At 32.4% G+C, this 14,066-nt stretch carries 12 protein-coding genes and 1 riboswitch; of the genes, 9 read left to right on the top strand and 3 right to left on the bottom strand.

All coding sequences use genetic code 11. From position 1 onward, the window contains the following. Positions 1-40 precede the first annotated feature (40 nt). Entirely contained in the window at positions 41-1,303 is a 1,263-nt protein-coding gene (locus tag R9X47_RS03965) for a putative manganese transporter (protein WP_432665418.1), read from the top strand. 95 nt (positions 1,304-1,398) lie between these two features. Then, positions 1,399-1,581, top strand: a riboswitch (cobalamin riboswitch). A 269-nt stretch (positions 1,582-1,850) separates the two neighbouring features. On the opposite strand, the gene R9X47_RS03960 is transcribed toward R9X47_RS03965, so the two are convergent. From R9X47_RS03960 to ytvI, 3 genes are all read right to left on the bottom strand, one after another. Further along, positions 1,851-2,726 (bottom strand): mechanosensitive ion channel family protein, encoded by an 876-nt coding sequence (locus R9X47_RS03960; protein ID WP_432665417.1) that lies wholly within the window; start codon positions 2,724-2,726, stop codon positions 1,851-1,853. Between the two features lie 124 nt (positions 2,727-2,850). Beyond that, positions 2,851-4,755, bottom strand: coding sequence for a glutamine synthetase (locus R9X47_RS03955; protein WP_432665416.1), 1,905 nt, complete (start codon positions 4,753-4,755; stop codon positions 2,851-2,853). A 215-nt stretch (positions 4,756-4,970) separates the two neighbouring features. Continuing rightward, the gene (gene ytvI / locus R9X47_RS03950; protein WP_432665415.1) at positions 4,971-6,026 is read right to left on the bottom strand and encodes a sporulation integral membrane protein YtvI; all 1,056 of its coding nucleotides are present in this window, start codon (positions 6,024-6,026) and stop codon (positions 4,971-4,973) included. Between the two features lie 231 nt (positions 6,027-6,257). On the opposite strand from ytvI, the gene ltaE reads away from it, so the two are divergent. The 8 genes from ltaE (at position 6,258) to R9X47_RS03910 (ending at position 14,017) form a co-directional block, all read left to right on the top strand. Further along, positions 6,258-7,283, top strand: coding sequence for a low-specificity L-threonine aldolase (ltaE, locus tag R9X47_RS03945; RefSeq protein ID WP_432665414.1), 1,026 nt, complete (start codon positions 6,258-6,260; stop codon positions 7,281-7,283). A gap of 357 nt (positions 7,284-7,640) precedes the next feature. Further along, positions 7,641-8,414, top strand: coding sequence for an enoyl-ACP reductase FabI (locus R9X47_RS03940; RefSeq protein ID WP_432665413.1), 774 nt, complete (start codon positions 7,641-7,643; stop codon positions 8,412-8,414). A gap of 238 nt (positions 8,415-8,652) precedes the next feature. Continuing rightward, on the top strand, positions 8,653-9,888 hold the full coding sequence (locus R9X47_RS03935) for an ATP-binding protein (RefSeq protein ID WP_432665412.1): 1,236 nt from the start codon (positions 8,653-8,655) through the stop codon (positions 9,886-9,888). Between the two features lie 5 nt (positions 9,889-9,893). Further along, complete coding sequence (locus R9X47_RS03930) at positions 9,894-10,796, top strand: response regulator (protein ID WP_432665411.1); 903 nt, start codon at positions 9,894-9,896, stop codon at positions 10,794-10,796. A gap of 133 nt (positions 10,797-10,929) precedes the next feature. Then, positions 10,930-12,135, top strand: a complete 1,206-nt coding sequence (gene gltS / locus R9X47_RS03925; protein ID WP_432665410.1) for a sodium/glutamate symporter — start codon at positions 10,930-10,932, stop codon at positions 12,133-12,135. Positions 12,136-12,333: 198 nt separating this feature from the next. Next, positions 12,334-12,591: a hypothetical protein gene (locus R9X47_RS03920; RefSeq protein ID WP_432665409.1), complete on the top strand. Its 258-nt coding sequence runs from the start codon at positions 12,334-12,336 to the stop codon at positions 12,589-12,591. 134 nt (positions 12,592-12,725) lie between these two features. Next, the gene (locus tag R9X47_RS03915; RefSeq protein ID WP_432665408.1) at positions 12,726-12,893 is read left to right on the top strand and encodes a hypothetical protein; all 168 of its coding nucleotides are present in this window, start codon (positions 12,726-12,728) and stop codon (positions 12,891-12,893) included. 455 nt (positions 12,894-13,348) lie between these two features. Further along, entirely contained in the window at positions 13,349-14,017 is a 669-nt protein-coding gene (locus R9X47_RS03910; protein WP_432665407.1) for a BofC C-terminal domain-containing protein, read from the top strand. The last annotated feature ends 49 nt before the right edge of the window (positions 14,018-14,066 follow it).

The raw sequence follows: 14,066 nt of genomic DNA, 5'->3' as shown, positions 1-14,066 counted from the left end.
GTATCTTAATAAATGATAAGTTTTATCAAGGAGGGACAAAATGCTTAAAGATATTATTGACATAGCACTACTGAGTGCTGAAAATTCATTTTTACAGGTAGGAGTATTTGTTGGTGCGGTATTACTCCTTTTCGGATATATAGATTACAAGAACTCAGGGGCATTCGTTAGAAAAATAGAGCAATCAAAGAAATTGCAGCCTGTTCTAGGAGCTATTCTAGGTCTGACACCAGGATGCGGTGGAGCAATATTTGTAATGCCGTTATTTGTAAAGGGAAAGGTTAGTTTTGGAACCGTAGTTGCGACACTTATCGCAACAATGGGAGACTCTGCTTTTGTAATAATTTCAACTCTACCTCTGCACTATATATTAGTTAGTATCTTATCATTTATAGCAGCTATAATTACAGGATATATTGTTGACTATTATAAAGTTGGAGATAAATTATTAAGCAATATGAAAAAGCTATCAAAGGATGAGTTGAAGAACGTACATGAAAAGGTTGACCATATGACACAGAGCTATGAATGTAAAAGTATTGATAACTGTAAAAAGGAGCTAATATCTCATATTGGCCATGACGAGGGGGATGAAGTTGATTTAGCCCTTCACCATAATGCTAAAGGGCATCAAGATATCAATACACTAGGTTATAGGTTTACCCATAGCGGATTTTCCTTTTACTGGGTGATAATATCAATTGGTCTTGTTCTAGGGATAATGTTACTATTCCAGATAGATGTAAATACATTGTTTATTCCAAAACTCGGAACTATCATTGGTATCGCTGGAACATTCTTTTCAATAATTCTTATGATCATGGGGAAAAAGTTTATTCAGGATGAAACCCATGAAGAAGCCGAGCTTAAGGTTATGTCTTTAAAGGAGACACTTATCCATAGTGCCCAGGAAACAGCTTTTGTTTCTACATGGGTATATGTAGCCTATTTGATTTACGAGTTTGGTGTCTTTGGACTTGGGGGCGGAAACTATGGTGTAGGTGAAACGATGATAACGGAGCTTATGACTTCTGCAGGGCTTATGGCTGTTATTGTAGGAGCATTGATAGGATTAATCCCAGGATGTGGTCCTCAGGTTATTTTCGTTGCACTATTTACGAAGGGAATGGTGCCATTTGCGGCACTATTAGCAAATGCTATATCCCAGGATGGAGATGCTTTGTTTCCTCTATTAGCAATAGATAGAAAATCATCTCTATGGGCTACGATTATAACGACTGTTCCAGCTCTTATTTTTGGATTGATTATTTATTACATTGAACTGCGGTTTGGTTTATTTTAAGTTAAACCCAGATTACTTATAGGTAGCAAAATTCCTATGAATAATCTGGGTTATGTATTGAATTTTAGCCAATATTGGTATATAATATCAGTGGACAGCAAAATAATGATGTAGGTGCCTCTCGAAAGAGGATAAAAGGGAAGTACGGTGAAAGTCCGTCGCAGCCCCCGCTACTGTAAACACCGACGAAACCTCATGAAGCCACTGGCAACCCCCGGGAAGGCGAGGAAGTAGGTTGAAGTGTGAGTCAGGAAACCTGCCTATATGTACAAGAAATCTTCGGAGGGAAGAATAGTTTCTATTATCTAAATTTACAAGATACTAGTCTAGCCTTCCATGCTAGATTTTTTTATATTTTGTATAAACCTAGATAAGTTGTCTGTTTATGATAAGGCAGTTAAAAACAAATTTATAGTCATTGAATTATTTACTTTGTCAAGTGTAAAGGATTCTACCTACTCAAATTTGTTTTGTTGTCCATCTTTTTTATAAATCCCGTTATGTATTTCAAAAAGGTCAACCTTGAGAATCTTCATAAAGGACTTTCTTAATGTTTATGTTTTCTATCTTCATGCCATATCTTAGGATATCCAATTCGTAAATTCCTTTCATTAAATACCCTTAGTATTGTTTCGTAGGTTCTGTTTCTAATAAACCACTTATGACGTGGATTAACAACCCCTGTGATTATATATCTGGCACCACCATCGATTCCGCTAAAGCCAATTACTCCAACTAAACTGAACTCAGAATAATTTGTATTTCCTACTTTATATAATCTATCTTCATATTTTTCATTAATGACTTGACATACGTACTTTAATGCTTCGTCAACTTCATCGTGGCTTTCTTCAAAGGGTACGATAATCTCAATAATAACTCTGGCCTTTTCTTTATAGTAATTCTTTAAAGTTTTGATTTCACCGTTAGGAATATAAATCTTCGTTAAGGACCATTCTCTAACAGCAGTAGCTCTTAACCCAATTTCTTCAACGGTACCAAAATATTTCTCGTTTATTGCTACAAAGTCTCCTACCTTCATTTGTCTTTCAAACAGAATAAAAAAACCGTTGATTATGTCCTTTATCAAATTTTGAGTTCCAAGACCAGCCACTACAGTAAAAATACCTGCACCGGTTAGTATTGTAGCCTTTTTAATTAAGCCAAATTCACTCATAATAGTTAGAATGGCAAAGGCCATTATAAAATATGCGGCTATGGAATCAATAACACTCTTCATAGTTTTTTCTCTTTGGACGTTAAAGTTCGTAATATCTATAATTTTCTTTGTTAAGAACATTATTACCTTTATGAGGGCAAAGGCCAGGATAAGAATAAGAATAGATGAAATAAATGGACGAATACTTAGATTTACATTTTCGATATTAAAATTCTCTAATAGTTTTAAGTTCTGTATATCCACTTAATCACCTCGGCATTGTAAAATTCTAGACATTCATTTTTGACATGTCTAATACTTAGTATGTAAGAAGCACATAAAAAAAATACACTCTGAAAAACAGAGTGTATTTTGAACATTTTAAGTATTATTCAGTTCTGAAAAGATTCCTTTTATAGATTGCGTATAGTTTCTTTAAATCAGTTATTTTTTCGCTCATTTCTATCTGGAGATCAGAGACTAAATCATATTCCTCATTATCAATAGATTCTCTGATTTGAGTGAAAAGAGATTTTTGACTCATACTATCTTTCATTAAATAATATCTTAGCTTATTAACCTTCTCCCAGTTTACTATATCTAGGTCGGTTGCGAATTCTAAGTCATGTACCTTTTTACAATCTCTAACTAGTTCAATGTTAGAAGGAATGATTCTATTTTTTAATTCCATAGTCCATTGCATCAATATACTGGTTCTAAAGGAAGCAATAATTTTTTCCGTGAAAACATCATTAGCTGATAGAACCTTAAGCTTTTCAGGATACTGATTAAAATTACAGATGTTCTCCCAAACTGTTGCAGGAGGTATTCCGAATAATTTATTTCTTTCCTCGTCGGTATAATGTTCGAATACGTCATACTCACTTCTATAGGCTCTGTCTTTTTCAAGGTAGAAGCCTTCTTCGCCAGCAGCTTTTGAAAATTCATTTTCAAGTTCCTTATTAGATCTACCAGACTCTACAACAGCCTTTATTCCATCTAACATAGTTTGGTAGATTGCAGCCGTTGCTAAATAAGTGTTAGTTGTAGGATTTGGAACCCTTACTTCATATCTCGTAGCCATAGGGTTATTTAAGTCTCTGATTAAACCTGCTAAGATAGTACGGTTTCTTGAAGGTGTTTCTACCTCATGACCAAGGGATGAAACGATACATATCGGTGCTTCGAAGCCAGGCTTTAATCTATTTAGAGCATCGTTAGTAGATGTTATAAACGGATTCACTACTTCGTAGTTTTTAAGAAGTCCCATAATAGCTCCCCAACCAATGGAGCTTACAAAATATTTTCTCATATCCGATGGAGTAAATAGATTGAGTATAGAACCATCCTTAAGTTTGATTGCAACTCCTACGTGGGTATGCTCTCCACTTCCTGCAACACCTTCAATTGGCTTTGCCAAGAAAGTTACATCGAGTCCGTTACTTACAAAAGTTTCCTTAATAATGTCCTTTGCAAATAACTCGTTATCAGCTGTTTGCATCTCAGTACTATATTTCCAATCTATTTCAAGCTGTTCCATTATATGTGCGAACTTACCGTTTTTAGATAATGACGAAGGGATTCCGCCAACTTCTTTATGACCCATTTCAGCTTCGTAATCATATTTGTTTAATAGTAACAATGACTGTTCCATAGCTGTACGAACAGGACCAACTGTACGCTTCCAATACTGCTCCTTTAAAATCTGTGATGTAGATAGATGTTCGTAATCTGCTTTATCTCCAGGTGTTTGTACCCAGAATTCTAGTTCGGTTGCAGTGGTAAGTAATACCTTTTCAATATCATTTTTTGAATTGATATTGAATTCTTCGAGTAGAGATTCATTATCGAATAAATCCAAAATTTCTTTTTTAAAGCTATCAGATGCATTTTTTAGGATGGAGCGGGATCCCACAAGTTTGCCATTGTGCTCAAGAAATGATGGAATAAGCAATGTACCCACAGGTAAATTAGTTTCAGGGTCAATGAAATCGTAGTTATAATCTATAAACCATTTAACATCAAGGTCAGGAAGAATATCTACTTTAGCATCATTAATCTCAGCTATTTCAGGTAAGTATACACTAGAGCCGTCGGTTTGTACTCCGTTTTTCAAAAACTCTTCAATGTCTTCAAGCATTATATTAATCGGAATTTTTTCATCAGTATTGTTATTACCAAGATCAACGGCTACTAAGGAAACGAACTTAATTTCCTTGTGAGCAGTCAGTAAAGATCTTAAAGATTCTGAATCATGCTTTTCTGGTGGTATAAAATATATAAGATTATTCATAACTACACCTCTTTCATTTTTTAAAATATTATGAACAATTATAGCATAAATATACAAAATGTAAAGGTGTATATAAAAATGGATAACGTTTTCACGTTAAAATAACTGGATTGCATAAATATTACAACGGTTTAACAAATAAAAATTCCTCTTAATGTTCGTGACATGACGAATATTAAGAGGCATAAAGTAAGAAACAATTATTTCTAAACAGATTAATGACCTTTTCTTGTTGGTATTATATCCATCTTTTGGAGAGCGAAGATAGCAATAACGATAATAGGACCCAAAATAATGCCAATAAATCCAAAAAGTCTGATTCCGATATAGATCGACATCAACGTGACTAAAGGATATAAACCAATTTGAGTACTTAATATTTTGGGTTCTAGAGTTTGCCTTACAATCGTAACCGTTAAATATAAAATGAGTAGAAAAACAGCAGTATTGTAATCGGCTTCTATAAGCTTTAGTATTATCCAAGGTATATAAATTGATCCCGAACCTAAAACTGGAAGAGCATCTACGAGACTTATTATAAATGCAAAGAGTATTGAGTAATTAACACCTATCAATGTTAAACCGATTGCACTTTCCGTAAAGGTTATGGTCATAAGTATTAACTGAGCTCTGATGTATCCTAGTAAAGCAGATAGTAAGTCATCCTTTAAAATCCTTAGTTTACTATTATTATAGATTTTTTCTGGAACATGATTTTTAAAGAAGCTATAAATTTTTTCTTTGTCCTTAGATATAAAGAATGAAGAAAGTAGAGTAAAGAGAAGGAACAAAAGAAAATTGGGTATTGCAGTTACAACATTTATAGTTGACGTTGCTAATACTCCGAAGTACTTCGTTAATGAGGTTAAGAAATTATATAGAGAATCATATATTGAAGTTGCAATATTTGGAGGTATATTTATATAAAGTGTTTGAAACTTTTCATCTATATATGTAAAGAACTCACTAGTTTTTACAGCAATATCAGGAAGCTTGTCGGTGAGCTTAGTTAACTCTGAAAATAAGAAACCTCCTAAAGTAGAAATAAGTACTCCGCCTATTACTACGAAAAGAATTATGGAGATAAAGGATGCTATTCCTCTATAAATTCTCAACTTTTTATGTAGAAAAGTTACCATTGGCTCAATAATTATTGAAATCAACCAACCTATTATAAAAGGTAACATAAAAACAATAGACTTAGCTATGATAAAATATAAAACTACTACAATAAGTACGATCATGAGCTTGGAGATAATAATATTTCCCATGTTATCCTCCTATGCAAAAGATATATTTAATTATATAATTAGTTTATGTAGATTGAAAAAGAACTATTTTAAATGTAATATTAATTAAAAGGGATTATATTTAGAATAATAGTTTTACTTGAACCTATAGACGATATACATATATTATAAAATTTAAATTATTAAAAGAAAAGCATTTAAGCTAGAATTAAAGAAAAATTAATGTATATATTTAGCTTGGGAGGAATGAAGATGAAAGTGATTGATCTAAGAAGCGATACTGTGACAATGCCTACTGATGAAATGAGAAAGGCTATGGCTAATGCAGAGGTGGGGGATGATGTATATGGTGATGATCCTACTGTAAAGAAATTGGAAAAACTAGCAGCTGACATAGTTGGAAAGGAAGATGCTTTATTCGTTCCAAGTGGAACCTTTGGAAATCAGTTGGCATTACTTACACATACTAGAAGGGGCGACGAAGTAATTTTAGAGGCAAACTCACATATCGTCATGCACGAAGTAGGGGCTGCAGCAGTTATTGCGGGTGTACATATAAGAACCATCGAAGGTAAGAACGGGGCTATGAACCCAGAAGATGTAGAAAAGGCTATAAGGGATGAAGACATCCACTTTCCAGATACAGGACTAATATGTATGGAAAATGCACATTCTTGTGGTGCTGTAGTGAGTCTAGACAATATGAAGAAAATAAAGGGTATAGCAAGTGTCAATAATATACCGGTTCACCTTGATGGAGCGAGGGTTTTTAACGCAGCTAAGGCACTAAAGGTAGATGTGAAAGAAGTTGCTAAAAATTGTGATAGTCTCATGTTCTGTCTATCAAAGGGGTTATGTGCTCCTATAGGTTCCATATTGGCTGGAAGTAAGGAGTTCATTAAAAGGGCAAGGAGAAACAGAAAGTTGATGGGCGGAGGACTAAGACAAGTTGGTATCTTAGCTGCTGCTGGAATAATAGCTTTGGAAGATATGGTAGACAGGCTAGAGGAAGATCATGAGAATTGTAAATATCTATCTGAGGAATTATCAAAGTTTAAAGGTATAGAAGTGAAATTTGATAGAAATGACATAAGCATGGTTTTCTTTGAAATGTCTGATGATATTATTGAAGAGGATGAATTTATTTCAAAGATGCTAGATAAAAATATAAAAATTAATGGAAAAGAAGATGGTGAGTATAGATTTGTAACAAATAACGATGTTTCTAGAGAAGATGTAGAATACGTGCTTTGCCAGATGAGAGAAATATTAGTATAAACATAAATACCCCCGGATTATTCATGAAAAATTCAAAACTCTGCTGCGTCATTTTGATTCTAAGACATCCATCAAATTCTTGACGTACCGCTTGGGTATGCCTTCGAACTTGATGAAAGTCTTAGAATTCAAAATTACTTGCACCCTTTCAAACTTTTCATGAATAATCCGGGATTAACAGTAATTTTGATTTGTTTGCTGTTATATGTTAATGTTATTAGGATATAATCTATATGTAATAAAGGTTAAAATCAATGCTGTGTTAAGAAATTGTTAAGCTTTGAGTTTTATCTTTAGATATTGTATAATTTACTTGTGATAATTTTTGATTTATATTTGTTCTAAGAAGGATACAAGATGGGGAAGTTACTTAAGGGTAAAAATATATTAATTATGGGTGTTGCTAACAAGTGGAGTATTGCTTGGGGGATTGCAAAGAAATTCATTCAAGAAGAAGCGAACCTTGTGTTTACATACTTGGGTGATAAAAGTAAAACAAATTTAGAAAAGTTCTTAAAGGAAGAGGGAATAGACAACCCTACACTAATTTCATGTGATGTAAGTAAGGATGAAGATATTGAAGATGCCTTTAATCAATTAAAAAATGAAGTCGATGTTCTTCATGGGGTTGTACATAGTATAGCATTTGCTAATAAGGATGAATTACAAGGATTTTATTATAATACTTCTAGAGAAGGCTATTTGATGGCACAGGATATAAGTTCCTATTCTTTAGTAGCAGTATCAAGGAATGCTCAGCCTCTAATGACTGAAGGAGGAAGTATTATTACATTATCCTATCTTGGAGCTGAAAGGGCTATTACAAACTACAATGTAATGGGTGTTGCAAAGGCTGCATTAGAGGCTAGCGTTAGGTACTTAGCAGTTGACCTTGGTATTGATAACATTACTGTTAATTCAATATCTGCAGGTCCGATAAAAACTACTTCTGCTAAAGGAGTTAGAGACTTCAGTAAACTCTTAAGAGGATTTGAGGAGGTTGCCCCACTTAAGAGACTTGTTACTACAGAGGAAGTAGCTAATACGGCATTATTCTTATGTAGCGGACTTGGGACAGGAGTAACGGGGGAAAACATCCATGTTGATTGTGGATATCATATAATGGGATAATACGGGTTAAACCCAGTTAACTTAAAAATATAGATATAACCATTCGATTTGAGAAAATATATTGAATGGTTATATTTTTTGCTTGCTCAAAGAATAATATCTAGAGAGTTCCAAGTAAATCTTAATTTATACATAGCAAAATATCCAATGCTTCTAGAGAATTTTGTTATGTATAAGTTAAAGTTTTGACTGGAATCTCTATAATGAAATAGTTTCAAAAACCTTGATGGAGGAATATATGAACAGGTTTAAGAAGTACATTTTGTCAACATTAGCAGTTGCGTTTTTAAGCGAAATATATTTTTATCCCTTTACAAGTACTCTAAGATTTGCAGCGGGTGTCATTGCACTAAACCTATTCATTCTAATATTTGATGAGATATCAGAACTTAAATTATCACTTTCATGTGGAGTCGCTGTTTTTCTTATTAGAAATATTTTAGTTGTTACATTTAAGTCTATGACCTTGCAAGAAGCTATGGTACTCAATTATCCTGCAATGGTTTATTATATATGTTTTGGATTAATAGCATTTATTATAAAGATAAAAAGAGATAAGGATAATTTAGTTAAAACCATTCTATTATTAGCATTTATAGACTCCTTTAGCAATATCATTGAAGCATTGATCAGGAATAACATATCCACTAACATGATAAAAATTATCGTTCTAGTGGGGCTTACAAGGAGTTTTATAGCTTATTTTATTTATTGGTTTTATAAAAAACAGGAACTATATATTCTAAACAGAGAGCATCAAAAAAGGTATAGTCAGCTAAATAAAATAATTTCGGATATACAGGCAGAAATGTTCTATCTTAGAAAATCAATGAAGGATATAGAAACTGTCATGCGTAAGAGCTATAGCTTATATGAAACCTATAAAAATAATGAAGAGCTTAAAGAAAAAACTCTAAATATTTCAAGGGAGGTACATGAAATAAAGAAGGATTATTATAGAGTTTTAAGGGGGTTTGAAAGCTTTCTAAAGAATTTTGAAAATGATGATACAATGACAATAGCAGATGTTCTTGCAATTATAAGGGATAACACAAAAAGATACCTCAAGGAAACCAAAAAAAATATCAAAATTTCTTTAGACTTCAAAGACGAATTCGTCTTAAATACCTACTACTCCCTATTTTCTATGATCAATAACTTAATCATAAATAGTATAGATGCTTGTGAAGATAATGATCTAATTAGAGTCACAGAGTACAGCGATGAAGAAAATTTGTATTTTGAAGTATCTGATACTGGAGAAGGTATAGATGAGGAAATCCTTCCTTATATCTTTAATCCTGGTTTTACAACTAAATTTGATGAGACCACTGGAAAACCTTCAACAGGAATAGGACTTTCCCATATAAAAAATATTGTAGAGGACTTAGATGGTGATGTGGAGATTAAGTCTAAGCCTGATATTGGGACAACTATAAAACTAGTAATACCAAAAAAATCATTGATTGGGTGATAATTATGGATAAGACTTTTTTACTTATTGATGATGACGTAAATATAAGAAAGATGCTAGGGTTCTTAATAAGAAAAAATAATCTTGGAAAGATAGTAGCTGAATTAGATAGTGGAGAACATGCAGTCGAAGAAATCATTTTCTATAATCCTGATATTGTACTCATAGATCTACTTCTTCCAGTACAAGATGGAATTGAGATAATCAAGTCTACAAAGGCTAGGGGCTATAATGGAAAATTCATTATGATTTCTCAAGTAGAAGATAATGAGATGGTTTCTAAGGCATATGAAAGCGGTATACTATTTTTTATAAGTAAGCCAATAAACAACATTGAGGCCATTAATGTTATTAAAGGGGTCTGTCGAAATATTGAGCTTGAGCAATCCGTGGCACTTATTAAAAATGCCGTATTAAATATCGACGAAATAAAGAATCAAAAACAAGCTAAGGTATTGTCTATAGATGAACAATTGACAGATATTTTTACGGACATAGGAATTATTGGAGGTACAGGCAGTAATGACCTTGGTAAAGTTGTAAAAAAGATACTAGAAATCAAGAGAAAGACTCCGTCTTCAACCTATCAATTACAGCAGATATATGAAGAAATTGCAGAGGAAGAGTGCATGAAGACAGGAGAAGCCGTAAATAAAAGAACTATAGAGCAAAGGATTAGAAGAACTATTCAGAAGGCACTACAAAATATAGCTGAAATAGGCCATGAGGATTTTTATAACCTTAAGTTCACCGAATATAGTACTATACTATTCGATTTTAAGCAGGTTAAGCAAGAGATGAGGTACATAGATAATAATAAAGAAGAGCGTGGAAAAATATATATTAAAAAATTTATTGAAGGTATTATTTCTAAGTTGAATTATCAGAAAAATGATATATTCAGCTAAATTGAATTGAAAAATTAGAAAAATCTAAAAAACAAATGTAACATTTTGTCGGATTGCACGAGAAACTGTTGCACCTTCGTATAATAAATTTGTAAGAACTTATTACATAAATTTATTATTTGGAGGTATGTAAATGATTTTGAATTTGAATGTAATTCAAACGCTGGCACTGGCTGTATTAGTGCTACTTTTAGGACAAGGCATCAAGAAAAAGGTGAATTTTTTAGAAAAATTCTGTATTCCGGCACCGGTAATTGGTGGACTAATATTTGCGATTTTTATTTTAGTATGTAAGCAAACTGGTGCGTTAACACTAGAAATGGACATGACGCTTAAATCATTATTCATGACAGCATTCTTTACAACTGTTGGATTTACTGCAAGCTTTAAATTGCTTAAAAAAGGTGGAGTACAAGTTATTATATTTTTACTTTTAGCTACTGTTTTAGTAATTCTACAGGATGTAGTTGGTATAGGTTTGGCAAAGGTTTTCGGTCTTAACCCGCTTATAGGACTTAGTACTGGTTCTGTTCCGATGACAGGTGGACACGGTACTTCAGGTGCATTCGCTCCTTTGTTTGAGCAAAAGGGTGCTGTTGGAGCAACTACTGTAGCAATGGCATCAGCAACATTTGGTTTAATAATGGGTAGTATGATAGGCGGCCCGTTAGGAAAACGATTGATTGAAAAGAATAATCTTTTAAAGAAAAAGGAAAACTCAAACGTTGCCTTAGCTGAAGCAGCAATTGCAGAAGTAGGTATAAAAAGAGAATTAGATTCAAATAGTTTTATGGCTGGAGCCTGTCAAATAATCATAGCAATGGGACTTGGAACTATATTATCAGTGCTTCTTCAAAAGACTGGTATGACTTTCCCTCCTTACATTGGAGCGATGTTTGCCGCTGCAATTATTAGAAATATATCTGACTTTACTGGTATTTATAAAGTATTTGGTGAAGAAATCGATATTATTGGAAATACATCATTATCAATATTCCTAGCGATGGCATTAATGGGATTAAAGTTGTGGCAATTAGCTGACTTAGCTGGTCCACTTGTTGTGATGCTAGTAGCTCAAGCACTTCTAATGGGATTATTTGCTTACTTTATAACATTCAATGTAATGGGTAGAGACTATGAAGCTGCAGTTATGTCATGTGGACATTGTGGATTTGGTATGGGAGCTACACCAAACGCAATGGCAAATATGAATGCGCTTTCTGGTAAGTTTGGACCTGCTCCAAGAGCATTCTTCATCTTACCACTAATCGGAAGTTTATTCATTGACTTCTTTAATGCAGGAATAATAACGTTCTTCATGAACTTGTTTGGAAAATAGAAAATGTAACAAAAAACAACAAAGAAAAACTCCGGCAAATGAATTGCATGGGAGTTTTTCTTGTTATTTTTTGGTAAATGAAAAGTTAGCTCTTTTATATTTCAATTAGAAGAAAAATGAAAGTTTCATCTGAATTTTAGTATATGTAAAATGAAATATGGTAAAATAATAGTACAACAATTTTGAGGAGTGAAGTTCATGGTAAAAAAGTATAAGTATGAATTTTACTATCGTTTAGATAAAGCAGGATTAGCTAATGATATTGAAAACAAGGAAGTAAAGAGTGATAAATACATACTTATGGATTTTGAAAGAAATCTACCTTTAACGGATGAAGAGTATAATATTGCATCGAAAAAATTGATAGATAGTGTTGTGAATAATTATAATGTTGAAAAAGAGTATATAACACCTATAGACGAAAAAGAATATATGAAACATAGTAAAATGAACTAAATATAGAAAGTTTCAAGTAAATCTTAATTTATACATATAGAAACATCCGATGTTTCTGGGGAGTTTTGATGTGTATAAATTAAAGTTTTCACTGGAATCTCTATAGTTCTACTTAAACTAAAGGGGGATTTAATTTGTTTTTTAAGAAAAAGAAGAAGGCTTTAAACCAGAAAGAAGATAAACCTGTTGAAGAGGATTTAACTCAGATTATGGAAAAGAAGAGTAAAGAGAAAAAGAAAATAGATAATGTGTCAGATGAATTACTTGCTCAGGCAATTAAAGACCTATTGTCAAAGGAATAAAAGGCTGATTAAAAAATGAAAATAGCTAAGTTGTTTTTATAATATCTTCTAAAGAATGAATAGTGTATTGAGAATAATACCCATATTACCAAGACAAAATAAGACTTCAATAATTAATGTAAAAAAAATACTTCAATGGAAATCTCCATTGAAGTATTTTCAATTACTAGAAGTACAAAAAAGAAAAAATGAACCAAGAAGGTTCAAAACAATATATACGCGTGTTATAACATATTATAATATTATTTTACTCAAAACGACAAAGAATGTCAATAGAATTATTAAAAAATGTAGGAAATTGTCGAAAAAGAGACATATCCTTTGATTGGCAAAAAAACAAATTACCAATATTTTGTATAAAATAATTTGAAGTGGCTACAATACTAGATAAATTAACCTACAACAGTACTGAGCAGAAGTTTATATATATTACCTTGTGAAGGGAGGAATCTAGCGTGTTTTATAAGAAAAAGAGAAAAAGAGGCAGAGTTGTATTCTTAGTATGTATGTTACTCATTTTTGCAGGATTTACATATGGATATGTATCAAACAATAAACCACAAGTTAAGCCAAATCCAAATGATATTACTAAAATATCAGATAAAGATAAAATAAATAAAGAAAAAGACACAGGGAACAAGAAAGGAACTGAATCCAATACAACTGATGAGGTAGCTCAAAATGGCATAGAAAATTCAAATGACATCATGGATAAAGTAAATAAAGAGACCAATATAATGCTTAAAACCTATTATTCTAAAACAGGTGAAATGGATACTAAGAAAATCCAGATACCGATTACGATTGTAGGAGCATCTCTAAATGAATTTAAATCATATATTGAAAGTAACTATAGTGATTGGAAAATACGAAGTGTTTCAACTAAATCGGCCTCTTTGTTTAAGCAGGTCGAAGGTTACAAACCAAATAGTTTTGTAATTCAAAGTAATGATGGATATGTAGTTATATACCGAATCAACGAAGCAGGCGAAAAAGAGGTATACGAAAAAACGAGTATTTCTTTATCTTTATTAAGTGAAACAGACAAAAGGAAGATGGAGGACGGAATAACTGTCAGAAGTCTAGATGATGTATATAATATAATAGAAGATTATAGCAGTTAGGAGATGTATTGAGAATATATCTCCAAAGGGTGTTTCAGAAGTTAGTCAT

This window comes from Wukongibacter baidiensis (assembly GCF_050888315.1).
Classification (GTDB): Bacteria; Bacillota; Clostridia; order Peptostreptococcales; family Caminicellaceae; genus Wukongibacter; species Wukongibacter baidiensis.
The sequence above is the reverse complement of the archived record's forward strand: the minus strand, read 5'-3'. Positions and strand labels throughout refer to the sequence as shown.

Excerpts from the sequence above, each read along its gene's own strand:
- R9X47_RS03965 (WP_432665418.1), top strand. The coding sequence starts at position 41 with ATGCTTAAAGATATTATTGACATAGCACTACTGAGTGCTGAAAATTCA.
- R9X47_RS03955 (WP_432665416.1), bottom strand. The coding sequence starts at position 4,755 with ATGAATAATCTTATATATTTTATACCACCAGAAAAGCATGATTCAGAA.
- ytvI (WP_432665415.1), bottom strand. The coding sequence starts at position 6,026 with ATGGGAAATATTATTATCTCCAAGCTCATGATCGTACTTATTGTAGTA.
- ltaE (WP_432665414.1), top strand. The coding sequence starts at position 6,258 with ATGAAAGTGATTGATCTAAGAAGCGATACTGTGACAATGCCTACTGAT.
- R9X47_RS03940 (WP_432665413.1), top strand. The coding sequence starts at position 7,641 with ATGGGGAAGTTACTTAAGGGTAAAAATATATTAATTATGGGTGTTGCT.
- R9X47_RS03935 (WP_432665412.1), top strand. The coding sequence starts at position 8,653 with ATGAACAGGTTTAAGAAGTACATTTTGTCAACATTAGCAGTTGCGTTT.
- R9X47_RS03930 (WP_432665411.1), top strand. The coding sequence starts at position 9,894 with ATGGATAAGACTTTTTTACTTATTGATGATGACGTAAATATAAGAAAG.
- gltS (WP_432665410.1), top strand. The coding sequence starts at position 10,930 with ATGATTTTGAATTTGAATGTAATTCAAACGCTGGCACTGGCTGTATTA.
- R9X47_RS03920 (WP_432665409.1), top strand. The coding sequence starts at position 12,334 with ATGGTAAAAAAGTATAAGTATGAATTTTACTATCGTTTAGATAAAGCA.